Origin of the sequence: Roseinatronobacter alkalisoli, assembly GCF_028745735.1 — a bacterium.
Lineage (GTDB): Bacteria > Pseudomonadota > Alphaproteobacteria > Rhodobacterales > Rhodobacteraceae > Roseinatronobacter > Roseinatronobacter alkalisoli.
On the sequence record NZ_JAQZSM010000005.1, the window covers coordinates 134,886 to 160,060 of the forward strand.

The 25,175-nt window shown below is 59.5% G+C and carries 27 protein-coding genes; 16 read left to right on the top strand and 11 right to left on the bottom strand.

From position 1 onward, the window contains the following. The first annotated feature begins 198 nt into the window (after positions 1 to 198). From PUT78_RS07770 to PUT78_RS07780, 3 genes are read left to right on the top strand one after another with little or no spacing between them, the layout of a single operon-like run. The gene (locus PUT78_RS07770; protein ID WP_274351684.1) at positions 199 to 966 is read left to right on the top strand and encodes an SDR family NAD(P)-dependent oxidoreductase; all 768 of its coding nucleotides are present in this window, start codon (positions 199 to 201) and stop codon (positions 964 to 966) included. Beyond that, entirely contained in the window at positions 963 to 1,874 is a 912-nt protein-coding gene (locus PUT78_RS07775) for a 2-dehydro-3-deoxygalactonokinase (RefSeq protein ID WP_274351685.1), read from the top strand. Before PUT78_RS07770 ends, PUT78_RS07775 begins: the two co-directional genes overlap by 4 nt. Continuing rightward, complete coding sequence (locus tag PUT78_RS07780) at positions 1,862 to 2,470, top strand: 2-dehydro-3-deoxy-6-phosphogalactonate aldolase (protein ID WP_274351686.1); 609 nt, start codon at positions 1,862 to 1,864, stop codon at positions 2,468 to 2,470. The genes PUT78_RS07775 and PUT78_RS07780 overlap by 13 nt, the downstream gene beginning before the upstream one ends. Positions 2,471 to 2,530: 60 nt before the next feature. On the opposite strand, the gene PUT78_RS07785 is transcribed toward PUT78_RS07780, so the two are convergent. Both PUT78_RS07785 and PUT78_RS07790 read right to left on the bottom strand, forming a co-directional pair. After that, positions 2,531 to 2,830, bottom strand: a complete 300-nt coding sequence (locus tag PUT78_RS07785) for a DUF6958 family protein (protein ID WP_274351687.1) — start codon at positions 2,828 to 2,830, stop codon at positions 2,531 to 2,533. Next, positions 2,820 to 3,353, bottom strand: a complete 534-nt coding sequence (locus tag PUT78_RS07790; protein ID WP_274351688.1) for a GFA family protein — start codon at positions 3,351 to 3,353, stop codon at positions 2,820 to 2,822. The genes PUT78_RS07785 and PUT78_RS07790 overlap by 11 nt, the downstream gene beginning before the upstream one ends. Before the next feature lie 103 nt (positions 3,354 to 3,456). On the opposite strand from PUT78_RS07790, the gene PUT78_RS07795 reads away from it, so the two are divergent. Further along, positions 3,457 to 4,101, top strand: coding sequence for a TetR/AcrR family transcriptional regulator (locus PUT78_RS07795; RefSeq protein WP_274351689.1), 645 nt, complete (start codon positions 3,457 to 3,459; stop codon positions 4,099 to 4,101). 82 nt (positions 4,102 to 4,183) lie between these two features. On the opposite strand, the gene PUT78_RS07800 is transcribed toward PUT78_RS07795, so the two are convergent. Beyond that, a complete protein-coding gene (locus PUT78_RS07800; protein ID WP_274351690.1) occupies positions 4,184 to 4,726 on the bottom strand; it encodes an SRPBCC domain-containing protein in 543 nt (180 codons plus the stop codon). Between the two features lie 96 nt (positions 4,727 to 4,822). Here PUT78_RS07800 and PUT78_RS07805 point away from each other — a divergent pair, with 96 nt between their 5' ends. After that, positions 4,823 to 5,710: a LysR family transcriptional regulator gene (locus PUT78_RS07805; protein WP_274351691.1), complete on the top strand. Its 888-nt coding sequence runs from the start codon at positions 4,823 to 4,825 to the stop codon at positions 5,708 to 5,710. A gap of 146 nt (positions 5,711 to 5,856) precedes the next feature. On the opposite strand, the gene PUT78_RS07810 is transcribed toward PUT78_RS07805, so the two are convergent. The 5 genes from PUT78_RS07810 to ehuR form a co-directional block, all read right to left on the bottom strand. Further along, complete coding sequence (locus PUT78_RS07810; protein ID WP_274351692.1) at positions 5,857 to 6,294, bottom strand: universal stress protein; 438 nt, start codon at positions 6,292 to 6,294, stop codon at positions 5,857 to 5,859. 12 nt (positions 6,295 to 6,306) lie between these two features. Further along, the gene (locus PUT78_RS07815) at positions 6,307 to 7,590 is read right to left on the bottom strand and encodes a TRAP transporter large permease (RefSeq protein ID WP_274351693.1); all 1,284 of its coding nucleotides are present in this window, start codon (positions 7,588 to 7,590) and stop codon (positions 6,307 to 6,309) included. Between the two features lie 13 nt (positions 7,591 to 7,603). Next, positions 7,604 to 8,209: a TRAP transporter small permease gene (locus PUT78_RS07820; protein WP_274351796.1), complete on the bottom strand. Its 606-nt coding sequence runs from the start codon at positions 8,207 to 8,209 to the stop codon at positions 7,604 to 7,606. Positions 8,210 to 8,375: 166 nt separating this feature from the next. Next, positions 8,376 to 9,386, bottom strand: coding sequence for a TRAP transporter substrate-binding protein (locus PUT78_RS07825; protein ID WP_420793477.1), 1,011 nt, complete (start codon positions 9,384 to 9,386; stop codon positions 8,376 to 8,378). A gap of 268 nt (positions 9,387 to 9,654) precedes the next feature. Then, positions 9,655 to 11,049 (bottom strand): MocR-like ectoine utilization transcription factor EhuR, encoded by a 1,395-nt coding sequence (gene ehuR, locus PUT78_RS07830; RefSeq protein WP_274351694.1) that lies wholly within the window; start codon positions 11,047 to 11,049, stop codon positions 9,655 to 9,657. Between the two features lie 11 nt (positions 11,050 to 11,060). Between ehuR and PUT78_RS07835 the strand changes: the two genes are divergently transcribed. The 10 genes from PUT78_RS07835 (at position 11,061) to ggt (ending at position 20,995) form a co-directional block, all read left to right on the top strand. Beyond that, a complete protein-coding gene (locus tag PUT78_RS07835; protein ID WP_274351695.1) occupies positions 11,061 to 11,234 on the top strand; it encodes a hypothetical protein in 174 nt (57 codons plus the stop codon). A 291-nt stretch (positions 11,235 to 11,525) separates the two neighbouring features. Beyond that, complete coding sequence (locus tag PUT78_RS07840) at positions 11,526 to 12,053, top strand: hypothetical protein (protein ID WP_274351696.1); 528 nt, start codon at positions 11,526 to 11,528, stop codon at positions 12,051 to 12,053. A 66-nt stretch (positions 12,054 to 12,119) separates the two neighbouring features. Continuing rightward, positions 12,120 to 12,635 (top strand): helix-turn-helix transcriptional regulator, encoded by a 516-nt coding sequence (locus tag PUT78_RS07845; RefSeq protein WP_274351697.1) that lies wholly within the window; start codon positions 12,120 to 12,122, stop codon positions 12,633 to 12,635. An 88-nt stretch (positions 12,636 to 12,723) separates the two neighbouring features. Beyond that, positions 12,724 to 14,133 (top strand): FAD-binding oxidoreductase, encoded by a 1,410-nt coding sequence (locus tag PUT78_RS07850; RefSeq protein WP_274351698.1) that lies wholly within the window; start codon positions 12,724 to 12,726, stop codon positions 14,131 to 14,133. A gap of 69 nt (positions 14,134 to 14,202) precedes the next feature. After that, positions 14,203 to 15,183 carry a Bug family tripartite tricarboxylate transporter substrate binding protein gene (locus PUT78_RS07855; protein ID WP_274351699.1) on the top strand — a complete coding sequence of 327 codons (981 nt, stop codon included), beginning with the start codon at positions 14,203 to 14,205 and terminating at the stop codon, positions 15,181 to 15,183. Between the two features lie 84 nt (positions 15,184 to 15,267). Continuing rightward, entirely contained in the window at positions 15,268 to 15,732 is a 465-nt protein-coding gene (locus PUT78_RS07860; protein WP_274351700.1) for a tripartite tricarboxylate transporter TctB family protein, read from the top strand. Then, positions 15,732 to 17,231 (top strand): tripartite tricarboxylate transporter permease, encoded by a 1,500-nt coding sequence (locus tag PUT78_RS07865; protein ID WP_274351701.1) that lies wholly within the window; start codon positions 15,732 to 15,734, stop codon positions 17,229 to 17,231. Before PUT78_RS07860 ends, PUT78_RS07865 begins: the two co-directional genes overlap by 1 nt. Further along, positions 17,228 to 17,929, top strand: a complete 702-nt coding sequence (locus PUT78_RS07870) for a GntR family transcriptional regulator (RefSeq protein ID WP_274351702.1) — start codon at positions 17,228 to 17,230, stop codon at positions 17,927 to 17,929. The genes PUT78_RS07865 and PUT78_RS07870 overlap by 4 nt, the downstream gene beginning before the upstream one ends. Next, positions 17,926 to 18,816 carry an isocitrate lyase/PEP mutase family protein gene (locus PUT78_RS07875; protein WP_274351703.1) on the top strand — a complete coding sequence of 297 codons (891 nt, stop codon included), beginning with the start codon at positions 17,926 to 17,928 and terminating at the stop codon, positions 18,814 to 18,816. The genes PUT78_RS07870 and PUT78_RS07875 overlap by 4 nt, the downstream gene beginning before the upstream one ends. 388 nt (positions 18,817 to 19,204) lie before the next feature. Continuing rightward, the gene (gene ggt / locus PUT78_RS07880) at positions 19,205 to 20,995 is read left to right on the top strand and encodes a gamma-glutamyltransferase (RefSeq protein ID WP_274351704.1); all 1,791 of its coding nucleotides are present in this window, start codon (positions 19,205 to 19,207) and stop codon (positions 20,993 to 20,995) included. A gap of 113 nt (positions 20,996 to 21,108) precedes the next feature. On the opposite strand, the gene PUT78_RS07885 is transcribed toward ggt, so the two are convergent. The 3 genes from PUT78_RS07885 to PUT78_RS07895 form a co-directional block, all read right to left on the bottom strand. Next, a complete protein-coding gene (locus tag PUT78_RS07885; RefSeq protein WP_274351705.1) occupies positions 21,109 to 21,672 on the bottom strand; it encodes a PRC-barrel domain-containing protein in 564 nt (187 codons plus the stop codon). Positions 21,673 to 21,936: 264 nt separating this feature from the next. Next, positions 21,937 to 22,827 (bottom strand): NAD-dependent epimerase/dehydratase family protein, encoded by an 891-nt coding sequence (locus PUT78_RS07890; protein ID WP_274351706.1) that lies wholly within the window; start codon positions 22,825 to 22,827, stop codon positions 21,937 to 21,939. Between the two features lie 205 nt (positions 22,828 to 23,032). Continuing rightward, positions 23,033 to 23,968, bottom strand: a complete 936-nt coding sequence (locus PUT78_RS07895) for a LysR family transcriptional regulator (RefSeq protein ID WP_274351707.1) — start codon at positions 23,966 to 23,968, stop codon at positions 23,033 to 23,035. Between the two features lie 232 nt (positions 23,969 to 24,200). Here PUT78_RS07895 and PUT78_RS07900 point away from each other — a divergent pair, with 232 nt between their 5' ends. After that, complete coding sequence (locus tag PUT78_RS07900; RefSeq protein ID WP_274351708.1) at positions 24,201 to 25,172, top strand: TAXI family TRAP transporter solute-binding subunit; 972 nt, start codon at positions 24,201 to 24,203, stop codon at positions 25,170 to 25,172. The last annotated feature ends 3 nt before the right edge of the window (positions 25,173 to 25,175 follow it).

The window sequence follows — 25,175 nt, forward strand, 5'->3', positions numbered from 1 at the left end:
GATAAATTATCAAGCGTGCTGTCAACCAGTTTCCGTGCAAATTCTGCCTTGGATCGCTGTTTTGGCCCGCCGGGGACGAAGGGGGCGGAAGATATCCGCTCGTCCCGCGGGTGCGGGATGTGATAGACATCTATGGCAAATCACCCAGAGCGTATTTATGCTTTGGTCTGATCCTACGCAGAAAGGCACAGGCAACAGATGACCCTTCCAACCTATCCCGACCTGCGGAATGCGTCGGTCTTTGTCACCGGGGGCGGGTCCGGTATCGGCGCGGCCCTGACCGAAGCTTTTCTACGGCAGGGCGCGCGCGTCGCTTTCGTGCAGCGTTCGGATGCCACGGGTTTCTGCGATGACATGGAGCAGGCGACAGGTAACCGGCCCCTTTTCATTGCCTGCGATATCACGGACCGCGTGGCGCTGGTCGATGCCATCGCGCAGGCTGCCGCTGCGCATGGCCCTGTCCGGGTTCTGGTGAACAATGCCGCCAATGATCAGCGCCACTCCCTGGCAGAGGTGACAGAGGAATTTCTGGACTGGGCGCTGGCGGTTAATTTCAAATCCTACGTCTATGCCTGTCAGGCGGTGATTCCTGCGATGCAGACCATGGGCGGGGGGGCGATCATCAACATCACTTCGATCAGCTACATGATGGGGAGTTCCGGTTTTCCGGTCTATACTGCAGCAAATTCCGCGTTGAACGGGCTGACGCGCAGTCTTGCGCGGGAATTCGGGGGGGACCGCATCCGGGTGAACGCGCTGGCGCCCGGCTGGGTGATGACGCCAAAACAGCTGGAATGCTGGGTCACGCCTGACGCGCTGGCAGACCACCTGAAGCGCCAATGCCTGCCCGATACGCTTGCCGCCGAAGACATTGCCGGGGGCGTGTTGTTTTTGGCATCAGATGTCAGCCGCGCCATGACCGGGCAGGCTTTGGTCATCGATGGCGGTGTGGTGGTCACAGGATGAGTGTGGTTGACTGGATCGCTGCCGATTGGGGCACCTCGCATTTACGGGTCTGGGGGTTTGCGGATGAAACGGTGGTTCACGCCGCGCAATCAGAACAGGGTATGGGCGTGCTGTCGCGCGGCCAGTTTGAGGATGCCCTGCTGACCCTGACCGAAGACTGGTTGCCCGAAGGGCGCATTACCCCCGTCGTGGCCTGTGGCATGGTTGGCAGTCTTCAGGGCTGGGTTGAGGCACCTTATCGCGCAGTGCCCTGTCCGCCCGCTGGCGGGGGACTGGTCATTGCGCCCGCGCGCGATCTGCGCCTGCAGGTCGCTGTGGTGCCGGGACTGAAACAGGCGCGACCTGCCGATGTGATGCGCGGCGAGGAAACACAGGTTGCGGGTTTCATGGCACGCAATCCCGGCTGGGACGGGGTGATCTGCCTGCCGGGCACGCATAGCAAATGGGTGCATGTCAGCGCGGGTGAAGTGGTCAGTTTCCAGACTTTCATGACCGGAGAGATGTTCGCGCTTCTGTCCAGACATTCAGTCCTGCGCCATTCGGTCAGCGGTTGGGAACAGGCAGGGTTCATTCAGGGGCTGGATCAGGGCATGGAACGCCCCGAATGGCTGATGTCGCGGCTGTTTTCAATCCGCGCCGAAGGGTTGCTGCAAGGATCAGATCCCGCGATGGCGCGCGCGCGGCTGTCAGGGCTGCTGATCGGCGCGGAACTTGCCGCTGCCAAACCCTATTGGCTGGGCCAGCCAGTGGCCGTGATTGGCGCTGATGAACTTGCGCAGAGTTATCAGGAGGCGCTTGAACGGCTGTCTGTGCCGGTCACCACCCATGATGCAACCGCAATGACGCTTGCGGGCCTGTCGCTGGCGCGGGGCCATTTACCGGAAGGGAACCCTTCATGCGTGAACTGATTGCTATTCTGCGTGGGATCACGCCACCGGAAGCTGTGCCTGTGACACGTGTGCTGATCGATGCGGGGATTGACCGGATCGAAGTGCCGCTGAATTCGCCCGACCCGCTGAACAGCATTGCCGCAATGGTCGCCGCTTTCGGTGCGCAGGCGCAGATCGGCGCGGGAACAGTGCTGAGCGTGGAACAGGTGGCGCAGGTGGCCGCGACCGGCGCAAGGCTTGTGGTGTCCCCCGATTGCAATCCTGCCGTGATTGCTGCGACCACAGCGGCCGGGATGCTGTCATATCCCGGTGTGTTCACCCCGACCGAAGCTTTCGCCGCATTGCGGGCTGGGGCTACGGCGCTAAAGTTGTTTCCCGCAGCAGCGATCGGCACCGGCGGACTGGCAGCAATGCGGGCAGTGCTGCCACCGGAATGCGCAATCTACGCTGTGGGCGGGGTAGGGGCCGCTGATTTCGGCACATGGCTGAAGGCGGGGGCCACAGGTTTCGGTCTGGGAACAGCACTTTACGCGCCCGGTATGTCGCCAGAGCAGGTCGGAAGACGCGCACAGGAAATAGTGGCAAGCTGGGACAAGGCGCAGGAACTGCTATAAAACGGCGCATACTGCTGCTGGCGGGCGGGTGCGGGTATTATGCGATGAGTGCGCCGCCTGTCAGCACAGGTGCAACCGCAGGGGTTTTGTGTTTTCTCTGGCAATGATGCCTTTGGCTTCAAGGTCAAGCTGCGCGGCCTTCAGCCACCACCCTGCCTTGTCGCCGCCCGGAAACAATGCCTCCGGCAATAGTGGCAACAACGCCATCTTGGCTTCTGCCACGGTCAGACCGGGCGCTGCTTTGGGCAGGACGGACAGCAAGGCCGCGCGCATGGCTTCATATTTGGCGCGGTTCACCCGATAAACTCTGCCGGGGGACATGATATTCTCAACCTCGATCTTATCACTGTCAGCGGGCATCCAGTTTTCCTTTCACATAGTCAAGCTTCGGTGCCCGGAACCCCATCGCGGCCCAGGCAGTAAGCAATACGGCGAAGAAACGAAAATTATGGGTTCTGGGGTTTGGCACGTCATCGGGCAATACCACGCCTGCCGGGGCATCCCTTGTCATTGTCCGCAGTTCCAGCTTCGGAAGGGTGTCCTCTGGCCAAAGTGCGCCATAGACGCTTAACCAATGACCTTGCGTGAACTCCAGAAACATGGGCGTATTGCAGCATGTGGCGATTACCCGCCGCGTTTTGCTGCCATCCGTCAGCCGATGCTCTGACAGTAATTCCTGCCCGCGCGCGCAGCGCACGCGATCCTTTCGGTAAAGTATGAACCGCGTGGCGCCCTTGTCATCGGTCAGCGGGTGCGCTGTCGGTAAATCCTGAAATTCCGCCGCCGCCTGCTGGCAGTCCGAACACAGGCACTCAGTGCTCAGGATATGCGTGCCGGAAAGGTGCAGGGCTACCTGCCCGCAGGCGCATGTTACTTCTGTCATCGTGCTTGTCCTGTCTTGTTCATTGATTAGACTGGACGGTCCAGTTCCAATTGTCAAGAAGGGGTGCTAGACTACGACCACCACAGAAAAGAGGCGTCACATCATGTCCAACGGTGCCGAAACCCGCATGCGCCGCACGCGTCAGAAAATCCTGACCGCTGCCGAGGATGTTTTTCTGTCAGCCGGATTTCTGGGGGCGAGCATGGATCAGGTGGCGGAACAAGCGGGCGTTTCGAAGCAGACCGTCTATGCACATTTCAAATCCAAGCAGGCGCTGTTCATTGATGTTGTGGTGTCGATGTCCGGCGGGGCAGCACAGGAACTTCAGGTGTCTTCTGGTGCTCCGCTGGACGACCGGCCAGTGCGCGAGTTCCTTCTTGACGCGGCAACTGAACAGATGAATGTGGTGCTGACACCCCGCCTGATGCAATTACGCCGAATGGTGATTGGCGAAGTGGAGCGGTTTCCCGAACTTGGCAAAGCCCTGTTCGAAAATGGTCCGCAGCGTGCGATCACCCGGCTGGCGCGCGCCTGCGCGCATTACACTGCGTTGGGGCAACTACAGACACCCGACCCTGCCGAAGCGGCAAGTTTCTTCAACTGGATCGTGATGGGCGCGCCAACCAGCGCGGCAATGCTGCTTGGTGACGCGGGCCTGCCGGATCACCAAGCGCGCCAACGGCACGCGATTGAAAGCGTGCGAATTTTCCTTTGCGCATATGGGGCGACGGCGCAGGAACAGCGCTGACAAGGGGGTGCCAATGCCGCCCGGTTCCTTCCGCGCCGGGGAACACGCGGCGCTTCCCGCAGGTGAATGGGGTGGCGTAAACTCATGGTGTGTTGGTCACGCGGTCGCTGTCCGGCAATGCGCGTTCTTCCGAATGCGCCAGTTCGGCATGGGCTTTCAGCCCTGCATTCACTGCGTCGAATGCCGGTCGGAACTGCTGTACATCCATGACCCATAGCAGCACGCCGCGAAAACACTCGCCATGGATCAGCCTTGTGCCGCCATCCTCTGCGATCAGCCGGAAATAGTGCTGGCCGTCAAACAGGCGTGGAAATGCCAGACGGCCAAGCCAGCGTAATTCGCGTCCCGGATCGGCAACCAGTACATGTGGGCGAAAGGTCATCTTTCCGCCCGACGGGGTGCGCATTGTCAGCCTGAGACGCGCACCCTGCACAAACTGTCCCGCAACCGCATGCATAATCGGGTTCCACGCGACATGTGCAACCGGATCAGTCAGCAGCGCCCACACCAGGTCCGGCGGGGCGTTGATGGTGACCCCGGTTTCAAACCCGTCGCGCGGGGCAAAGGCCAAGGCGGCACAAAACCCAATCAGAACAGCTACAACAGCTACAAATAGCATTGTCATCACGTGGCCCCCTGCACTGATTTACAATGCGAAATCTAGTGCCATCGCGCATATAGAGGAATTGCCGAAATACATATATTCGTTATAGATAAACAGATGAACAACATACCGATTCAATGGGATCATTGGCGCAGCTTCATTGCCGTCGCTGAACAGGGCAGCCTGTCGGGTGCCGCGCGCATGCTTGGCCTTACTCAGCCGACAGTCAGTCGGCATATTGACCTGCTGGAACAGGCTACAGGCACCACACTGTTTCTGCGTTCGCAGCAAGGTCTGGTGTTAAGTGATATCGGGCGACAAATGTTGCCCGAAGCGCGGGCGATGGCCGCATCGGCCGCTGCATTGGAACGCAGCGCTTCGGCCCCGATTGCCCTGACGCGGGGAATTGTACGGTTAAGCGCAAGCCATGTGGTGGGTGCGGAAATTCTGCCCGCTGTGCTGGCCCCGCTTCTGGCCGCCCATCCGGGGCTGGAGGTGGAACTGGTGCTGTCCAACCGCAATGAAGATCTGCTGCGCCGCGAAGCCGACCTGGCGGTGCGGATGGTGCGCCCTGCCCAGACCGGGCTGGTCGCACGCAAGATTGCCGATGTGCGCCTTGGGCTGTTTGCGCATGCGCGCTATCTTGCGGCGCGCGGAACACCCCGGAGCGTGGCGGAACTGGCTGGTCATGTGATGATCGGCCCTGACCGGGACAGCATGGCACTGGCTGGGCTCGCCGATACGGGGATAACACGCCGGATGCTGCGCTTTCGTTGCGACCGCGAAAGTGCACAGATCAATGCCATCCGGGCGGGCATGGGAATTGGCGTGCTGCAGGCCGGAATCGCGCGTGTCATGCCAGAGCTGCGCCCGGTCCTGGCCGACAGGCTTTCCTTCGGCCTTGAATGCTGGCTGGCCCTGCATCGGGATCTGCACAGCACCGCGCGTGTGCAACTGGTCGCCGATCATCTGGCGGAACATCTGCCACGGGCGCTGGCGGCGTGATGTTGTCAGATCAGGTCAAACTGCCGTAGCGGTTGGCTGATCTGCTGATCTGCTGAACTGCCAGCTTGTCAACGGTGCCGGTCCCGGAAAACCGGAATGCTGCAGCCTGTTGTTGTTTCTGAAAACGAAGCTGCATTGCCCTGGTATCAGAACACCATCACCGGGCATTTGGCCAGTGCTGTAACCTTATGCGAGACCGAGCCAAGCAGATACCCCTCGATCGAACCCATCCCGCGCGAGGACAGCACAATCAGATCAACGTCCTTCTCCGCTGCCCATGCAACGATGGTGCGCGCAGGTTGCCCGGCCTTGACGAAGGCGCGCACTTTGCCCGCGCCCAGGTCTTGCGCCACCTTCTTGCCGTGGTCAGCGACCTCTCTTGCATGGGTGCGCATGATGTCATCCATATTTCCCGGATCGCTGGGGCGTACCATTGAAAATGATGCCTCCAGCATGGAATGGTGCCTGTAAACCGTCAGGATCAGCACTTCGCCCCCTGTCAGGTCCGCCAACTCCACAGCCTTTTTCAGGGCGGCTTCCGCATTGGATGACCCATCAAACGGCACAAGGATTTTCTGAAACATCGCTTCCTCCTGTTACCTGAAGGCCAGATCGCGCAGGAACAGGGCGATCTGCGGGAAGAAAATCATCAGCACCGACACCAGAAGCAGGATGAAGATAAAGGGTGGGGTGCCGCGTATCACTTCATAATAGGGCCGCTTGAACACGGCTATGGCGGTGAAGATGTCGCAGCCGAATGGTGGTGTGGCAGACCCGATTGCCACCTGCAGCACAATGATCGCACCCACATGCACCGGGTCCAGACCCACGGCATTCACCACTGGTGCAAAGATCGGCACCAGGACCAGAATCACGACAATCGGGTCCACGAACATGCAGCCTACAAAGAACGCAATGGAGATAACGACAAGCACGCCGATCTGCCCCATCTGGTCAATCCCGATGGCCCCCAGCACTGCCTGCGGCACCTGCGCGAAAGAGATAATCCAGGAAAATGCAGCCCCCGCACCCACCAGAATAAAGACTACGGCCGTAATTAACCCCGTCGATCGTGCTGTGGCCACCAGACCCTTCAAATCCATTGTGCGGAATACAATCATTTCCAGAATCAGCGCATAAAGCACGCAGGCCGCAGCCGCTTCCGTCGGGGAGAAGATGCCGCCATAGATACCACCAATGATGATCACCGGAAAACCAAGCGGCCATAGTGCCTTTTGCACGGCCACCAAGCGTTCGCCCATGGGCAGGGGTGTTTCAGTAGGCACGTTGTTGCGCACCGCGTAGATCCAGCAATAGATCGAAAACAGGAACAGGATCAGCAAGCCCGGCCCGATACCCGCGATGAACAATTCCGCGATAGAAGTGTTCGATATCACGCCATAAATGATCATGCCGATGGAAGGCGGAATCAGAAAGGCGATGTCCGACGCATTGACGATCAGCGCCAGCGTGAAACTGTCCTTGTAGCCGGCCTTGAGCATGCGCGGCCGTAACGGAGAGCCGATGGCAACCACTGTCGCCTGTGTGGACCCCGAAACCGCGCCGAACATGGTGCAGGCGGCGGCGGTGGAAATGGCCAGCCCGCCCTTGCGGTGCCGCACGAAGGCCATCACCAGATCGATCAGCCGCCCCGCCGAATGGCCGCGGGTCATGATGTCCGCAGCAAAGATGAACATTGGCACCGCAATCAATGACGCGGGCCGGATACCGGCCAGCATTTGCGACACCATGGTTTCCAGTTGCCCGAAATCGCCGAACATCATGTAAAAACCCAGCCCCGCCGCAGCCATCAGCGGAATCATCATGGGAAAGCCCAGCAACAGCAGCACAACCATTACCGAAAAGATCGTCAAAGCCATGGCGCGCGCCCCTTCAGATTTCCTGTTCGCTTTCGTCCGCGTAGCCTTCGAGGACATTGGTGGACAGGTAGATGTCCTTTTCCAGCATGTTCTTGATCGCGGTCAGCAGATATTGCAGCCCGGTCATGAAGAACCCCACGGGCACCCAGACCAATGTCCACCAGACCGGTATCTGCAACGAGGGCAGCAATCTGCCACGCCCCAGTGTCGTCTGCAGATAGCCCCAAGAATACCATGTCAGTGCAAACATGAAGCCCGCAGTCACCAACGCGATCAGGATCATCAGCAGTTTGCGCAGCTTCACCGGCATCATGTCGAAAAATGCCGTCATGCGTATATGGCGGCCATGGCGCGCGGCATAGCTGATCCCGGCAAAGGTGATCAGGATGATCAGAATGCGGTTCACCTCTTCGGTGGCCTGGATCGAGCTGCCAAAGCCGAAGCGCCCGACGACATTAGCGACTGTATTCGCAGCCATCAGCAGCACCCCGGCTGCCAGCAGAAAGGCTTCGGCGCGGGCGATGCCGTTGTCTATCCAGCCCAGTGGGCCGGGCAGATCTGATCTGTACGCAGTGGGGCTGTCGTCATGCTCTGGCACGGGGACATTCACTGCCTCCATGGCCCGGTCCTCGGCGTTTTCGCCGCGCGGAGGGCTGCCCACGGCATCCGGCGTTTCGGGGGGGGTCTTGTCGTCCCTGTGTTCGCTCACGGTTGCAATCCGATCTGACTGGAAAAGGAAGACCTAAATGCCGGGGGCGCGCGTTTCGCCCCCGGCGCATACGCTATCAGTCGGTAACCGCGTCACGATCGGCCTTCATCTGGTCCAGAATGGCCTGTCCGCTGTCGCCGGTCATGCGGATGAATTCGGCTTCGACCGATTCCGCCGCGTCCATGAAGGGCTGACGCTCTTCCTCTGACAGGATCACGACTTCCATTTCTGGTTTAGATTCAAGAATCGTTTCCAGCGCGCTTTCGGTCAGACCATCCTGATATTCAAGAATGTGGTCGAAAGCGACCTCGACCGCATCGCGGATAAGTTGCTGATCATCCTCTGACAGACCGTCGAAGAAATCCTTGTTGGCCATGAAGGCGGTTGTGAAATTATTGTGGCCGGTGAAGGTGATGTAGTCCGTCACCTCGTACATGCGGGTGGATTCCACGAAGAACATGGGGTTTTCCTGCCCTTGGATCATGTTCGTCTGCAGCCCGCCGTAAACCTCGCCCCATGGCAGCGGCGTGGGCACAGCCCCGAAGGCGCGGTAGCTTTCCACCAGCAGCGGGTTGGTCATGACCCGGATGTTCTGTTCATTCAGGTCTGCGGGGCTGCGCACCGGTTGCTTGGTGGTCATCACCACCTCACCTTCCGGGTACATGGTCAGCAATTCCAGCCCGTGCTGCGCGTAAAGTTCGGGGAACATTTCGTTGATGGCGACGGAGTTGCGGAAGAACTCGTTCAGAGCCTCACCTTCCTGCGGGAGCAGATAGGGGACAAAGAACACCTGGGCTTCCGGGATCAGCGCCCCGGTGAAACCCGGCGACTGGTTGACGAATTGCAGAATGCCCGCCTGCGTCTGTTCCATGATATCATCGGATTCACCCAATGTCCCGAACGGGAACAATTGCACGGAATAGTCCGAATTTGCCTCGATATAGTCTTGGAATTGCTGGGCAAAGACGCCCTGTACCTCGTCGATGGCTTCCTCAAAGGCATAGCGCCAGGTTTGCTGCGCGGTGGCGCTGGTTGCCACCATGATTGCGGCGGTTCCAGCGCCGATAAGCAACGTCTTCAAACGCATGTCTTGCTCCCTGGTTTGATGCGCCAGCATGGACGCGTTGAATGATTGCGATCCCGGGGTGTGCGGGTGACTGCGGAAAATGCAAGCCCCACGACCCGTGCCGGTCCGCGAATGCAAGGGTGCCCCGGGGACATACCAGCGCGTAGGCGGTGGCATCACCCTTCCTGCGGATTACCGCAAGACAACGACAGGAACATGTTTCATGTCAATGCAAACATTGGATCATGACAATTTAGCAACGGCACTGCCACGCCGCCCGGAAGCAGGCTCAGAATGTCAGGAATTCGGGTCCGGGGCGATTCTGCGCCAGCCATGCTACAAGGCGCAGCGCCTCGGCCAGTTCAGCGTCATTTGGCCCACCCAGACAGATGCGCACCCCCCGGTGCGGGCTACGGGTGACACCGGTTTCAAACGCATGACCTGGTGCAACCGCGACGCCATGCTGCCGGGCGCTGCTGACGAATGACGTTTCGTCCCAATGGCCGGGCAAGGGCAGCCACACATGCATTCCATGCGGATTTGACCACACGCCCAGCCCGCCCAGATGCCGGCGTACAAGGGCGTTGCGGCGTGCCAGCATGTCACGCTGCCAGTTCAGAAGCTTCAGCGCGGTGCCATCCGCAATCCAGCGCGAAACAATATCCGCGCTTAGCGGGTTCGCCATCCAGTCAGTGACCATATGCTGGCTGAATGCGGCCGTGACATGGGGTTGGGGCACGACAAGCCAGCCAAAACGCAATGCCGGCATCAGGCATTTGGACACACCGCTGACATGGAATACCCGTTCTGGCGCCAATGCCGCCAGTGGTGGGGGGCGGTCCGGTTCCAGTGGTCCCCATGCATCATTCTCGATGATCTGCAGATCATATTTTCGGGCCAGTGCGACAATATCCGTGCGCCGTTTTGCCCCCATACTCAGCGTGCGGGGGCTGTTGCCCGAAGGCATGACATACAGCACACGCGCCCCGTGATGGCGCGCCGCGTGGTCAAGTGCATCGGGCAGAATGCCCTGTTCATCGCAGGCCAGCCCCGTCAGGCGCAGCCCGTATATGCGCGCCAAGGTCTTGAGCGTGTGATGCCCCATATCTTCGGTCACCACCAGATCACCTGATGTCGCGGCGGTCATGACGGCGACATTCATCGCCACAGTGGCCCCGTTTACTGGCAGCACCTGTTCGGGATGTGGCGCAAGACCGCATAGTTTCAGCCAGCGCAGCGCAGGTTGCATATGCGACTGATAGGCGTGGCGGGGTCGGAAGCTGAACCAATCCGCCGGCGGGGTTTCACGCGACATTTCCCGCAAGGCACTTGTCAGCGCGGTGTCATGCAGTGCACCGCGTACCGGCGTCAGCATGGAGCAGTCGATCACCCTTTCGCTGCCGTCGATGCGTTGAAACGGCGGGGCGCGATGGTCGCTGGCGGGGTCCTTGACATACGTGCCGCGCCCGACTTCTCCGACCACCAGATCAGTGCGGATCAGTTCTTCATATGCGCGGCTGACCGTCTGGACGGAAATGCCCAGCTGATAGGCCAGTTCACGATGCGTGGGCAGGCGTTCGCCGGGTTGCAACTTACCCGAATCAATCGCGCCTGCAATGCTGCTGGCAAGGGACCGGTACACCGGACGCATGAGTTTTGCGGGATCTGGTGGCCAGGTTGTCATGGTTTGAGATCATGGGCAATCAGGACAATTTGGCAAGCCAAATCATGACGTGCGTTGTCATACTGATGAGGGTCAGCGGCGCGGTGAAGTTCCTCAAAGCGCGGGACAAGGGCGCAGCCCGCCGCGCCATCGGTCTGGCCGTCCCGCGGCTTGCCTATTTCGTTGGCCTCAGTTCCGTCCTTTGATGGCGGAGTGATGCCGCAAGCATCAGGTGAGCCGATGCAACGCGGGACCGGTCGACCCCGGTCCACCGATGCCGCGGCTATATTAATGCCGTCACCATCCGCGGTGCGCCGGATGCGCCCGGTCTTGCGATTCCATCTGAAACAGGAATGCGCTAGTCTTTCTTAACATCAACCCAGGGTTTGAAAGGGTCAGTTTGGTTCACGGGGTCGATAGATGACCCGGCATTTTTCCATCATGCCTTCCCCATCCCCGGACGCGATTGTCTGGTTCAAACAGAAGGAGTGCAAAAGATGATCAGAACATTTGGCGTTGTTCTTGCCACCGCGACCGTGTTGATGGCCCCTGCACAGGCCCAGACCACGAATGCGCAGGCGCAGCTTGGCTTTGAGTTGGCTCAGGCGCGTTCGGCTGATGATGTGATTGTGCATCTGCAGGAAGCCGGATTCACCATTCACGCTGTGACACGGACATTCCTTGGCCGGGTGCGCATCAAGGCCAGCAACGAAACCACGACACGTGAAATCGTCGTCAGCCGTTCCACCGGCGAAATTCTTTCGGACCTTGTTCGCGCCCGCGCTGAATCAGAAGGCGATGCATCGACCGGTCCTTCGGCAACCGGCACGGCTGCCAGCCATGGGGTTGCGGGTGGAAATGCGACCGGTTCCGCTGAAACCGGCGCGACAGCCAGTGGCGGAATCTCCGGTGGGGTTGATGCAGGCGGCGCGTCGGTCAGCATCGGCACAGAGGCCAGCGGCGGCGTTGGCGGTGGGAACGCCAGCGGCAACGCAGGCGGCAGTGTCGGCGTCGGCATCCGGTAAACCAACCATTGGCCTGCGCGGGCGATATGGTCCGGGCAGGCCCAAGCAGTATGGAAAACCTCTGAAATGAATAATAAGCCCGTGTTTAAACGGTCAACGGTTATCGGATTATCAGCACTTGTTTTCGTTCAGGTGATGTGTGCGGCATTCTTCATTCTAGAGCTGGCGACTGATGTGCTGGGATTACGGCACTGGGCTGTCGCCTGGGAAGTGCGGGAGGCACTTCAGATCGGTGCCAGCCTTAGCCTCTTGCTTGGCGCGCTGGCATCCATCATGCTGTTACGCAGTACCCTGCACCGCGTTCACAAGGTAGAGCAGCAGTTGCGTACTGCATCGGGTCTATTTCTGGAAGTTATGGAGGATCAGTTCTGCCTCTGGGGACTCAGCCCTGCGGAAAAGGATGTGGCGCTGTTTGCAATCAGGGGATATTCGAATCAGGAAATCGCCCGCGCCCGTGGCAAGAGCGAGGCGACAATCAAGACGCAACTGAATGCCGTGTTCCGCAAAGCCAATGTGGCGGGTCGTCCGGCGCTGGTCAGTCATTTCATCGACATACTTGCAGCTCAGGCACCACAGCCCTGATTCTGCATCTCGGATCGCGGGTTTTTTAACCCTGCTTGCTCTGTGTGAATTTTTGTTATATGTAACACATAAGAGCAGAGGGGCGGGAATGACAGATCAGGGGGCGACCATCGATATTCTGGCAGCGTTGCAAAATTCGCTGGGGCCTGCAGGGTGTTTTCGTGGCGATGACATTCCGGAACGTTTTCGGACAGACTGGAGTTTTCTTCCCCCCGCAAAACCCATTGCGGCCTTGCGTCCCGCGTCAACCGCAGAGGTTTCGGCGATCATGCGGCACTGCCATGCCCATCGGGTGCCCGTCACGCCACAAGGGGGGCTGACCGGTCTGTGTGGCGGTGCCAGACCCCTTGATGGCGGGGTTGCGCTGTCGCTGGAACGCATGTCGGGAATCGAGGCGCTGGACCGCGACGGCATGACCATGACCGTTCTTGCAGGAACCCCGCTGGAGGTGATTCAGAAAGCCGCCGCCGCAGAAGGGCTGTTTTTCCCGCTTGATCTTGGTGCGCGCGGGTCATGCACCATCGGCGGGAACATGTCGACAAATGCGGGTGGCAACCGGGTTATCCGCTATGGCATGACGCGTGATCTGGTGCTTGGCGTCGAAGTTGTGCTGCCAGATGGCACCGTTTTGCCGATGCTGAACAAGATGATCAAGAACAACGCGGGATACGATCTAAAGCAGTTGTTTCTTGGGTCAGAGGGAACGCTGGGTGTGATCACCCGTGCTGTCTTGCGCTTAAGCCCCCAGCCGGGTTGCACCAATGCCGCGCTGTGCATCGTCCGCGACTATGACGCGGTTCTGGCGGTTCTGGCAACAGCGCGCCGCCGACTGGGACCGTTACTCTCGGCGTTTGAGGTAATGTGGGCCGATTACTGGTATCAGGCAACGACTTGTGTGCCGGGTATGCGTGCGCCGGTGACGATGGGCGATGGCAGTCATGCCATCCTGATCGAAATGCAAGGGCTTGATGAATCGATTGACGGCGCGCGATTCGAATCCTTTCTGGAATTCCTGATGGAAGAGGGGCTGGTTCAGGACGGTGCGGTGGCGCAAAGCCTTGCCGACACCGCCGATTTCTGGGCCACGCGCGACGCCGCCGCGGAATTCGCCAACCCCGCAGTGATCGGCCCGCATATCAGCTTTGATGTCGGCCTGCCCGTCAGCCGGATGGATGAATTTGCGCACCGCGCAAAAGCCGCGCTGCTGGCGGAAGCTGGCTGTCAGTCGGTCTATTACGGGCATGTGGGCGACGGAAACCTGCATGTGGTGGCATGGTGTCCCGGTGCGAGCCCGCAGCCTTTGGCAGACGCAAGCAGGATCGTTTATGGCATCGTCAGCGACGTGGAAGGGACGGTCTCTGCCGAACATGGCATCGGGTCACTGAAAAAGCCGTATCTGCCGCTCAGCCGGGGTGCTGCGGAAATTGATCTGATGCGCAGGCTAAAGGCCGCGCTGGACCCCAACGGGGTTCTGAACCCCACCAAGATTTTCGACTGATCATCGTGATCACCTGCCTGGACCTTGGGAGGACCAGCCCAGGCATTTCAAACCGAGGAGGAGACGATCGTGAAACTTACAAAACGTCAGATCATGGGCGGGCTGGCTTTGCTGGCAAGCAGTCTTGCACTGCCCGCTACGGCGCAGGACTGGCCTGATGGCCGCATCACGCTGATCGTGCCTTGGGGCGCGGGTGGTGGCACCGATGCAACGGCGCGCATAATCGGCACCCTGCTGCAGGAACGGGTCGGTGTGCCGGTTGCGGTTGAAAACCGTACCGGTGGGTCAGGGGTTATCGGCCATGCGGCCATTGCCGATGCCACGCCGGACGGGCAGACAATTGGTGTTGCGACACTCGAAATCGGTACGATGCACAATCTTGGCCTGACGGAACTTGATTATACCGCCTACACGCCGCTTGGCCTTTACAACTCTGACCCGGCAGCAATTTTCGTGAATGCCAGAAGTGACTTCGCCGATATCGGCGGGCTGCTTGCCGCATTGGAAGACGCGCCGGACCGTCAGTTCAAGGGGTCAGGGTCTGCGCAAGGTGGCGTCAATCATCTGGCGCTTGCCGGTATGCTGATGGCCGCCGGAATGCCCGCTGAACGTGTGGCCTGGGTGCCGTCCGAAGGGGCCGCGCCGGGGCTGCAGGATCTGGCCGCAGGCGGGGTCGAGGTGGCAACCGCATCGCTGCCCGAAGCCGCCGCGCTGATGGGCGCTGGCCTGATCCGGCCATTGGCGGTTTTTGCATCCGAGCGTCTGGACATCGCCCCCGATGTTCCGACATTCAACGAAGCGACAGGTCATGACTTTGCCCTTGGGTCCTGGCGCGGTCTGGTTGCGCCTGCAGGTGTTGCGCCGGAAATTGCGGCACAGATGACAGAAGTGCTGGGCGAGGTGCTTCAGGACCCGCAATATGTGAGTTTCATGACCGAACGCGGTTATGCAATGCAATGGACCACCGGTGCAGATTTCGAATCCTTCATGATGACATCAGATGCAGCACTGGGTGATACCCTGCGGGCCGTAGGGCTGGCAGCACAGTAAAACCGGCAATATACAAACTTCCGGCACCGCAGACAGGCGGTGCCGGAAAGATGAATATGGTCCACACCAGAGGGGGGAGGGGGCATGAAGCTTCATGACAGTGTCATCGGCGGGCTGCTGATATGCTTCGGCCTTTGGGTCGTCTGGACGTCCAGCAGCTTCCCTAAACTGACCGGGCAACCCATCGGGCCGGGGACATTTCCCGTGATCCTTGGGGTGGCAACTGTTCTGGGGGGGATCGGTATTGGCGTTCAGGGGCTGCGCAATGGCGGACCGCTGATGCAGCTGGCTTCTGGCTGGCGCAGTGCTGAACGGATCGCAAGTGCAATGGTATTGATCATTGGAACTGCATTGCTGGCCATGAACTTTGAAACGATCGGGTTCCCGATAGGGGGAAGCATTTTGCTGATCGCCTTGTTCGCGACATCTGGCAAACGACACCCGGTCTGGATCGGGCTGGCAGTCGGGTTCATTTTCATGCTGCATATTCTGCTGTCCGGTGTCCTTCAGGTGCCGCTTCCCGCAGGCCCGCTGAAAGGACTGATCTGATGCTGACCCATATTGCCGACGCGCTTCCTCTGGTTCTGACATGGCACATGGCCGCGGTCATTCTTGCCAGTTCTGCCTTTGGGCTGTTTGTGGGTGCGGTGCCGGGCCTGTCCGCGACAATGGCGACCGCCATGCTGGTGCCGATCACGTTTTTCATGGACCCGGTGCCAGCCATCGCCGCTATCGTGACAACGGCGGCCATGGCGATTTTCGCGTCCGACATTCCGGCGGCGCTTGTCCGGATTCCCGGCACAGCCGCCTCTGCTGCCTATATCGGGGATCTGAACGCCCTGATGCGCAAGGGGCAGGTTACGCGCGCATTGGGCATTTCGGTCACGGCATCTGCAATCGGCGGAATTTTCGGGTCGCTTGTGCTGATGGTGGCGGCCCCGCAACTTGCAATCATATCGTTGAATTTCACATCGGATGAATACTTTTTTCTTGCCCTTCTGGGCCTGTCGGCCGCGGTCATGCTTGGCACCGGGTCCATCCTGAAATCGCTGATGTCGCTGGCCTTTGGGCTGATGATTGCCAGTATCGGCATGGACACGACATCGGGGTATCCGCGCTATACATTCGGCATGACGTCGCTTCTGGACGGGGTTGCCTTTGTGCCCGCACTGATCGGCATGTTCGCCATTCCCGAACTGATCCGGACATTCGTTAACCGGGACGTGGTTGCACCTGTCGCCCCCGTCGGCAATCCGTTGCGGATGTTCACGGGTGTGGGCCGGTTGCTTTGGCGGTCCAAGGTAAACCTGCTGCGCGGGTCAGGTATCGGTACCATTATTGGCATTCTGCCGGGTGCCGGGTCTGATATCGGGTCATGGATATCCTATGCCGTTTCCAAGCGCTTCTCCAAAACGCCGGAGGAATACGGAAAGGGCAGTCAGACCGGTCTGGTGGAGGCTTGCGCAGCCAATAATTCAGCATTGTCAGGGGCCTATGTCCCCGCGATGGTATTTGGCATTCCCGGTGACAGCATCACGGCAATCGTGATCGGTGTGCTTTACGTAAAGGGGCTGAATCCCGGACCAATGGTATTTCTGACATCCGGTGACATGATCATGGCCATTTTCCTGGTGTTTCTGATCGCCAACCTGCTTATCGTGCCACTGGGGCTGCTGGCCATCGCCTTGTCCTCTCAGGTGTTGCGCGTGTCCAAACTGACGCTCGCGCCGCTGATCCTGGGTTTTTGTATTGCCGGGTCTTATTCGATTGATTCCTCGGCCAGTGGTATTGTCATCATGCTGGTTCTTGGTGTTTTTGCTTATCTGATGGAAGAAAACGGGTTTCCGGTTGCGCCCGCCATCCTGGGAATCGTCATGGGGTTGCTTGTGGAACGGAACTTCGTCACCTCGCTTATAAAAGCCGATGGCAGCATCCTTGGCTTCTTTGATCGGCCCATCGCTGTGGGGCTGGCCTGTCTGGTGCTGGTGGTCTGGATCACGCCGGTTGTCCTGTGGTGGAACAGGCGTCGCGCGCGGGTGTCGGCATGAGTCTGACCCGTATCATCCCCGCCAGATCACTGGCAGAAATTGCCGCCGAGCAGATCCGTGATGCAATCCTGTCGGGCAGTTTTCGCCTTGGTGAGAAAATCTCGGAAGACCGCGTTGTCGACCTGCTGGGCGTGTCGCGTACCCCGATTCGTGACGCAATGGCGCTGCTTGCCCATGAAGGGTTGGTGATTGTCCGTCCCAAACGCGGGACTTTCGTTTTCGAAACCTCTCCCGATGATATCAAGGCGATCTGCGTCTACCGTGAAATCCTTGAAAACCAGACCGTGCGCGTGGCGCTTGCCTGCGCGCGTGACAGGTTCCTGTCGGAACTGATCAGCATCGTCGACGATATGCAAGCCGCCCTGGAACGTCAGGACACGGCTGGCTATGGTCGGCTTGACACACGATTCCACAACGCAGCCTTTGTTCATTGCGGAAATTCCTATCTGCGGGACGCCAATTCACTGGTAGCAGGGCGGATTGCCGCGCTGCGTGCCAATATCACGGCGCCTTATGCAGAACGACGCGCGGAATCCTTTCATGAACACCGGACGATGACCACCCTGCTGTCCGATGGGGCCATTGACGAATTCAGCGCATTGCTGAAAGCGCATATCAGCCGGACCGAAACCGTCTATAGCCGGGCGCTGGCAGAAGGTCACTTGGGCGGAACACCGATCTTTGATGGGGGAAAATGATGCGACAGACCGGGCTTCTGGACGGGGCAGAAAGACTGCGTGAAAGACTGGCAGAAGGCGGCCTGCTGACCTGTCCCGGTGCCGCCGACGCCCTGACCGCGCGACTGGTGTCCGACGCAGGTTTCGCCGCCGTTTACATGACCGGGCTGGGGGCCACGGCATCACGTCTTGGCACGCCGGATCTTGGTCTGATGACCCAGTCGGAAATGGCCGATCAGGCGCGGGCCATGGTGCGGGCCTGCGATCTTCCTGTCATCGCGGATGCGGATACCGGCTATGGCGGGCCACTGAATGTCCGGCGCATGATACAGGACTACGCCATGGCGGGCGTGGCGGCGCTGCATATTGAAGATCAGGAAAGCCCGAAACGCTGCGGCCAGCTTGCCGGTGTGCGGCTGATCAGCCCCGCACAAGCCGTTGACCGGCTACGTGCCGCGGTCGCCGCGCGCAGCGAAATGCAGGTAAAGACCGTGTTGATCGGGCGCACCGATGCGCTGCAACCAGAGGGGCTTTCTGCCGCGCTGGAGCGTGCGAAGGCCTATCGCGACACGGGCGTAGACCTTGTTTTTGTCGATGGGGTAAAGACGCGCGCCGAAGTTGATGCCATCGCGCGCGGCATTGACGGGCCGAAGGTCATCAGTCTGGTTGACGGCACGGATGCAGCAACACTTCGTTTCACGGATCTGCAAGAGATGGGCTTTTCGGTCGCGCTGTATGCTGTGACCGCGTTGTTCGGTGCGATTGCCGGAATGCGGATGGCGCTGTCGGGATTGGGCCAGGACCAGCGACCGGCCAATCCGCCGCCTGCCACGTATGCCGAATATGCCGGGATCGTTGACCTGCAGGGTTATCAGCAGTTTTCGCATGATCATGAAGATCATTCCTGACCGATTGAAAGCGGTTCTTTGCCGTCTGCGCGTCGCTGAATATTGAACGCGCAGCATGTGGACCATTCTGGCCTGAAGCGGACCAAGAGAGTCCCAAAGGCCGAAGCTGGTATGGGTCATAGAACTGGCCGTCCTGCGGCCTGACTTTATTTCTGAACCATAGTTGTGCTTTCACACATGCAGGGGCTGCCTGCTCGGCATGGATGCGCTAGGCCCGACTCGAAGCGACATATGGGCGATGACTGGCCATCGGAATGGTGTTATGAATTCTACCTGTGGTTTAGTATCTAGTAGGCGACTAGCCCTTAAGCTTGAATGACGGGTTGCCCAACAGATGCGCAGAACATCTGCCAGTTACGGCCCACACTGCAATGAAGAGAGGATTTACATGTTTCGTTTCGCTTCCACGGCCATTCTGGCCCTTGCCACGGCCCTGCCTGCAACGGCGCAGCAGGCTTCTGACATCATCGTGCCTGAACCCGAAACGCAGGTCACGCAGGACTTTCCGGGGCTTTCCGATGCGGCCAATCAGGCGCTTGCGGCAAAACGCGATGGCCGCCCGGTCGCGGCTGATGACTGGATGGTCAGCGCCGCGCATCCGCTGGCAGTCGAAGCAGGCGCGCGGGTACTGCGCGATGGCGGCAGCGCCGCAGATGCCATGGTCGCGGTGCAGGCCGTACTGGGACTGGTGGAGCCGCAATCTTCCGGGCTTGGCGGCGGGGCGTTCCTTGTGTGGTATGACGCGCAGACGGGCGAGATCACAACCCTTGATGCGCGGGAAACAGCGCCACTTGCCGCTGATCCGCGCTATTTTCTGGACGCGGATGGTGAACCGCTGAATTTCATGACCGCTGTTGTCAGCGGCCGTTCGGTTGGCACGCCGGGCACACCACGGCTGATGGAAGAAGCGCATCGCCGCTGGGGCCGGGCGAACTGGCGCGGCCTGTTTGACGATGCCATAGACCATGCCGAAACGGGCTTCACGGTGTCTACGCGCATGGCGGAATCGGTTGCCGCAGCGGCTGAAAGCCTGGCGATGTTCCCCGCGACCGCGGATTACTTCTTGCCGGACGGTGCGCCCGTCGCGGCGGGCAACACGCTGGTCAACCCTGACTACGCCGATACCCTGCGCCAGATCGCGGGGCAGGGGGCAAACGCTTTCTATACGGGCGAAATAGCAGCCGACATCGTGGTCGCAACCCGCACGGCCGACCATCCCGGGCTGCTGTCGATGACCGACCTTGCGCGCTATACGGTAATTGAACGGCCTGCTGTATGCTATGAATATCGTGGCAATGATGTATGCGGAATGGGTCCGCCATCATCGGGCGCGGTGGCTATTGCACAGATCCTTGGAATGCTGGAGAATTTTGACCTTGGCGCGATGGATCCGCAGGATCCGGAAGCGCGGCGGCTGATGGGTGATGCAACGCGGCTGGCTTTTGCCGACCGGGGCCGCTATCTGGCTGACAGCGACTTCGTGCCTGTGCCGCTGGAAGGGTTGATTGACCGCGACTATCTGGCGGCCCGCGCCGAATTGCTGCGCGGCGATGACGCCTTGCCGGAAGTGTCCGCGGGGGAGCCAGCCTGGGATCATGCCCTTCTGTGGGGGGATGATCTGCGCGAAGAACGCCCGGCCACGTCGCATATCTCTATTGTTGACAGGGATGGCAATGTGCTGTCGATGACCACAACGATCGAAAGCGGTTTCGGCGCCCGGATATTCGTGCGCGGCCTGCTGCTGAACAATGAACTGACCGATTTTTCCTTCCGGACCCATGCTGATGGCTGGCCCATCGCTAACCGGGTAGAACCGGGTAAGCGGCCACGCTCGTCAATGTCGCCCACCATCGTGCTGCGCGACGGGGAACCTGTGCTTGCCATCGGCAGCCCCGGTGGTGCCACGATTATCGGCTACACCGCGCAGGCGATCATCGCGCATCTGGACTGGGGCATGGATGTGCAGCAGGCCGCGATGATGCCACATCTTGTCAACAGCTTCGGGACCTATCAGATTGAGGCAGGCACCTGGGCCGAAGAACTGGTCGCGCCGCTGTCTGATCTGGGGTTCCAGACGAATGTGACCGCGCTGACATCAGGGCTGCATGCAATTTCGCTGGGCGACCAGCTGCTGGGTGGCGCCGACCCGCGTCGCGAAGGTATCGCCTTGGGCGAGTGAAGCTGCAGCGGGGCAGGACCCGTTTCCGCCCCGCAGTCATATGTTGAAATATCGTTCAAGGGCGCCCGACAGGACCGGGCGCCCTTTAGTTGCGTGTCAGCCCGTGGGGACAATCAGTCCAGCGGCGGAAGCGGCGCATCCGCACCGTTCGTAACGACCGGAGCTGGTGCGTCGGTCCTTTCACGGAATACATATTCCGGCGCCGCATCGGCCTGATCGCGCGTCAGATTCAGGTAAATCTCGCGTGCATCAAAGTCGATTTCCAGTTCATCAAAGCGGACAGCAATCTGCTTTGCGCCCATGCCAAGGAAGCCACCGACAGACAGAATCGCCGCTGTGATCGCGTGCGAATCCTGATCGATGATCAGATCGTCAATGCGGCCGATATTTTCGTCCTGACGCGAATAAACCGTTGTGCCGGTAATCCAGTCCACCCGCAATTCATTCGCGGCCTGCTGCTGAACAATTGTTTCGCCAGCCGGTTCTGCATCCGCTTCTGCGTCCATGTCACCCGCGTCATCCGCTGGCGGATCCATATCCATGGTATCCGCAGGCATGGTTTCGGTCTGCTCGCCAACCGGCGGATCTGTCTGCTCAGGTGTGGGCGCTTCTTGCGCCAACACAGACGCGGTCAGGAAGGGAAGGATGAGTGTTGAAGTCAAAAGTAGTCGTTTCATGATAACCTCCAGAATATGGCGGCATACTCACTCCCATATGGAGAGGTTTTCCGCCCTGCTGACAAAACGCCAGCGCGGGCAGTTGGGTTTCCGTGCAACGGGAGGGTTCGGCAAAAATCTGCCTACATCCGCCGGAACCTTTTGTGCGGGCGGTATGACTGGCACGCCCGCGAACGGAATGATTCAAGCGTCACCGAAGTCGCAACTTACATCAGGAACCGAAGCGCGACAGGCGTATTTCCGGGCTGTGGACTGGTAGAAATGTCAGCCACGCACATTTTTCCGCCAACCGTGCTGCGGGTCGAAACCGACAAGCTTCCGGGCCTTGTCGATGGCATAGAAAGTTTCATGTCCGCTGATTTCCCGGCGTTTGGGCACCCCGGGATAAAAGCGTTGCACAATCTCCTCTGCGTCCGCACTGACTGATGTATCGGCATTGGCGACATTGAACACCTGATACCCAAGTCCGTCGTTGCGCAGGCAACATTCGACCATATGCCCCAGATCGCGCGCATCGATATAGGCAAAAATGTTGCGTCGACGCAGCGACGGATCCTGCACAAAGGCTGGAAACATATCGGCATATTCATGCGGTTCGATCACATTGTTGATCCGCAGACCATAGATGTCGATTCCGCTGCGCGCCTGAAATGATCGCGCAGTTACCTCATTCGCGACTTTCGACATGGCGTAGCTGTCATGCGGCACAGTCGGATGGTCTTCGTCCACCGGTAAATACTCGGGCAACATTTCCCCCTGCGCAAAGCAGATTCCATATGTCGTTTCCGAAGAGGCGAAGATCACCTTGGGGATTCCCAGTTTTACCGCAGCCTCGATGACATTATAGGTTGTGATAGTGTTCACACGGAACACTTCTGAATCCGGGGCAATCAGAATACGCGGAATGGCTGCAAAATGCACCACGGCGTCAAAGCGTGGCACCCCGGTGGGGTGGTCCAGATCATCCAGCCCCGCCATTCCGGCCATCGCCGAATAGACCTGCCCGCAATCGGTCAGGTCCACCCGAAGATTATCGACGCGCGGGTCATCCAACGGGACAAGATCGGCATTAAGGACTCTGTGGCCGCGGTCAAGCAACCATGAAACGGCATGTTTGCCCGCTTTGCCCGCGCCGCCCGTGAAGAAAATCCGCATTTCTGTTCATCCTGCGTTTGGAAATATTGCGTCTTTATGCACGATTCAAATGCCTTGGTCCCGTCAATTCTGGTCCGTGGCAGTGGGCGGGAAACACCGGCAAGGAAACCTCCCGCACAACCGGAGAAAATCCGGATGATACATCCGCTGTTCCCCCGAATTGCAACCGTTGGAACAGCATATGCTTAAACTAACGGTGCATATGTCAAGACTGCTTTGTCTTCACCGTCGATATCAATCGACGAAAATCGGTGCTTAGCAACAAGTCGCGAAACGCACTTGCGGAAGGGGACGGCGTTCGTCCCGCAAGATAGACAAGTCCGATGCGGCGCACCATGATCGGTTTTTCCAGCGGGCGCACGACCAGTTGGCTACCCCCAAGAACCGGCAGTGTCAGCGATGGAAGTGCTGTAACGCCAAGCGCTTCGGCGACAAGTGCCCCGGCGGTGGCCAGATGTGACACCTCAAATCTTGGACGCAGACTCAAGCCTTGCTGGGCGACGGCGGATTCGATCAGCGCACGCACGCTCGTACCGGGCGACATGGCGATGAATGGCATGCCGACCAGTTCAGCCCAGGTGTATGTCCTTGGTTCATCAAGTGGGCCGCCGGGCCAGGCCACGGCCATGAACGGCTCGTCGAAGAGTGGCCGGAACGCCAGCCGCTCGGACGCGGTCACTGCACCAGCCGTGAAACCAAGATCGGCGCGCCGGTCGAGCAGCGCCGCGACAACACCATCAGAAAGGGCATCGAAAATCCGGACATCGACATCCGGTCGGTCGGCCGCGAAGCGCGCGATGATCGGCGGCAGCAGGCCTGCGGTCACTGACGGAAGCCCTGCAAGCGTCAATTGCCCGCGTCGCGCCGCCAGAAAGACGTCAAACTCATCCAGCGCGGCCTCGGTCTCTGCCAGGATGCGGCCGCTTAATTCAAGTAACCGGTGCCCCTGTGGCGTCAGTTCGACATTGCGCGTATCCCTGTCGAAAAGCCGGGCATCAAGCTTTTCCTCGATCCTTGCAATCAGGCGACTGAGTGCGGAACCGGACAGACCCACATTTTCCGCGGCAGCGCGGAAACTTCCATGCTCGGCGAGCCGGACAAATGCCTGCAACTCGAACAGATCAAGATTGATGCGTCTCATGCATCGAATAATGAAATACATTCACTTCCAGTACCAGTCCAAATTCGGCATGGTCAGTATTACGGCCTTTGGGAGGAGGCAGACGATCAGTCGGGGAAGGAGGCCCCGGGATCGCATCATTCCCTGAACCCGCTCAGCTATGGGCGCTGAACTCCTGACGCCGAATTTCGCACGGCGCGGCGCAATCGCGCAGCCCGACCAGATATGTCTGACTGCAAAACAGGAGTGCTTCATGCCCCTTCGCAAAATTATCCTTGGCAGTGTCGCTGCTTTCGCGTTCGTGCTGCCCGCAAATGCCACTGAACGGCTGCTGATTGGTTCTACATCGGCGTCGTCCAGTCATTACGGCTACTTCGTGGCTGTCGCCCAGCTTGTGAACGAACGCATCGCCGAAGTGGAGGCTTCGGTGGTCGAGACCGGCGCAACGCTTGACAACCTGCGGCGCATTCAGCGTCGTCAGGTTGACCTTGGTCTTGTCACCACAAATGTCGCCCATCACGCCCTAGCCGGTACGAACGAATTCGCGGGGCAGCCTGTCGAAACGCAGCTATTGTGGGTCTATACGGCGGCCCCGCAGAACGTAGTTGTGCGCCGCGACGCCGGAATTACCGGCATGGACGAACTTGCGGGTAAGCGCCTTAATCCGGGCATACGCGGTTCGGCCACTGAACAGACATCAGAAGCAGTTTTCGCAGCGCTTGGGATCGAACCTGCCCATGTGCGCGGGTCCACCACCGATGTCGTCGATATGATCAAGGACAACCGCGTGATCGGCTATGTGAAATCCGGCGCGGGGATGCGGCTTGATGCGTCCACCCTTGATATCGCGACATTCACACCAATCACTGTACTGAGCCTGACCGAAGATCAGCAGCAACGCCTGCGCGCCGAGATGCCCGACATTTCTATCGTCGGGATTCCGGCAAGTCCCGACGATGACATGCCAGCCTATACGACCTGGAGTTTCGGTGTTGGTGTCGCAGCAAGCCCGGATCTAAGCGAGGAAACCGCCTATCAGATCGTCAGGACGATCATGGAAGATGAAAACGCGCAAGCGAATGCTATGGCTGAACTGCGCGGCGCCGATCTCGCTGATCTTACTGTGACCTATGGCACGATACCGTTGCATCCCGGCGCGTATCGTTGGTTCCGTGAACAGGGCATCGACGTGCCTGCACACCTGATGCCGGTATCGGCGAATTAAGGT

What these genes read in the sequence shown, in the direction of transcription:
- PUT78_RS07795 (WP_274351689.1), top strand. Translation starts at nt 3,457, where the DNA reads ATGTCCAACGGTGCCGAAACCCGCATGCGCCGCACGCGTCAGAAAATC.
- PUT78_RS07770 (WP_274351684.1), top strand. Translation starts at nt 199, where the DNA reads ATGACCCTTCCAACCTATCCCGACCTGCGGAATGCGTCGGTCTTTGTC.
- ehuR (WP_274351694.1), bottom strand. Translation starts at nt 11,049, where the DNA reads ATGACAACCTGGCCACCAGATCCCGCAAAACTCATGCGTCCGGTGTAC.
- PUT78_RS07775 (WP_274351685.1), top strand. Translation starts at nt 963, where the DNA reads ATGAGTGTGGTTGACTGGATCGCTGCCGATTGGGGCACCTCGCATTTA.
- PUT78_RS07890 (WP_274351706.1), bottom strand. Translation starts at nt 22,827, where the DNA reads ATGCGGATTTTCTTCACGGGCGGCGCGGGCAAAGCGGGCAAACATGCC.
- PUT78_RS07790 (WP_274351688.1), bottom strand. Translation starts at nt 3,353, where the DNA reads ATGACAGAAGTAACATGCGCCTGCGGGCAGGTAGCCCTGCACCTTTCC.
- ggt (WP_274351704.1), top strand. Translation starts at nt 19,205, where the DNA reads ATGTTTCGTTTCGCTTCCACGGCCATTCTGGCCCTTGCCACGGCCCTG.
- PUT78_RS07780 (WP_274351686.1), top strand. Translation starts at nt 1,862, where the DNA reads ATGCGTGAACTGATTGCTATTCTGCGTGGGATCACGCCACCGGAAGCT.
- PUT78_RS07800 (WP_274351690.1), bottom strand. Translation starts at nt 4,726, where the DNA reads ATGACAATGCTATTTGTAGCTGTTGTAGCTGTTCTGATTGGGTTTTGT.
- PUT78_RS07840 (WP_274351696.1), top strand. Translation starts at nt 11,526, where the DNA reads ATGATCAGAACATTTGGCGTTGTTCTTGCCACCGCGACCGTGTTGATG.
- PUT78_RS07810 (WP_274351692.1), bottom strand. Translation starts at nt 6,294, where the DNA reads ATGTTTCAGAAAATCCTTGTGCCGTTTGATGGGTCATCCAATGCGGAA.
- PUT78_RS07825 (WP_420793477.1), bottom strand. Translation starts at nt 9,386, where the DNA reads ATGCGTTTGAAGACGTTGCTTATCGGCGCTGGAACCGCCGCAATCATG.
- PUT78_RS07870 (WP_274351702.1), top strand. Translation starts at nt 17,228, where the DNA reads ATGAGTCTGACCCGTATCATCCCCGCCAGATCACTGGCAGAAATTGCC.
- PUT78_RS07885 (WP_274351705.1), bottom strand. Translation starts at nt 21,672, where the DNA reads ATGAAACGACTACTTTTGACTTCAACACTCATCCTTCCCTTCCTGACC.
- PUT78_RS07835 (WP_274351695.1), top strand. Translation starts at nt 11,061, where the DNA reads ATGGGCAATCAGGACAATTTGGCAAGCCAAATCATGACGTGCGTTGTC.
- PUT78_RS07895 (WP_274351707.1), bottom strand. Translation starts at nt 23,968, where the DNA reads ATGAGACGCATCAATCTTGATCTGTTCGAGTTGCAGGCATTTGTCCGG.
- PUT78_RS07815 (WP_274351693.1), bottom strand. Translation starts at nt 7,590, where the DNA reads ATGGCTTTGACGATCTTTTCGGTAATGGTTGTGCTGCTGTTGCTGGGC.
- PUT78_RS07820 (WP_274351796.1), bottom strand. Translation starts at nt 8,209, where the DNA reads ATGGAGGCAGTGAATGTCCCCGTGCCAGAGCATGACGACAGCCCCACT.
- PUT78_RS07805 (WP_274351691.1), top strand. Translation starts at nt 4,823, where the DNA reads ATGAACAACATACCGATTCAATGGGATCATTGGCGCAGCTTCATTGCC.
- PUT78_RS07785 (WP_274351687.1), bottom strand. Translation starts at nt 2,830, where the DNA reads ATGCCCGCTGACAGTGATAAGATCGAGGTTGAGAATATCATGTCCCCC.
- PUT78_RS07865 (WP_274351701.1), top strand. Translation starts at nt 15,732, where the DNA reads ATGCTGACCCATATTGCCGACGCGCTTCCTCTGGTTCTGACATGGCAC.
- PUT78_RS07850 (WP_274351698.1), top strand. Translation starts at nt 12,724, where the DNA reads ATGACAGATCAGGGGGCGACCATCGATATTCTGGCAGCGTTGCAAAAT.
- PUT78_RS07900 (WP_274351708.1), top strand. Translation starts at nt 24,201, where the DNA reads ATGCCCCTTCGCAAAATTATCCTTGGCAGTGTCGCTGCTTTCGCGTTC.
- PUT78_RS07860 (WP_274351700.1), top strand. Translation starts at nt 15,268, where the DNA reads ATGAAGCTTCATGACAGTGTCATCGGCGGGCTGCTGATATGCTTCGGC.
- PUT78_RS07845 (WP_274351697.1), top strand. Translation starts at nt 12,120, where the DNA reads ATGAATAATAAGCCCGTGTTTAAACGGTCAACGGTTATCGGATTATCA.
- PUT78_RS07875 (WP_274351703.1), top strand. Translation starts at nt 17,926, where the DNA reads ATGATGCGACAGACCGGGCTTCTGGACGGGGCAGAAAGACTGCGTGAA.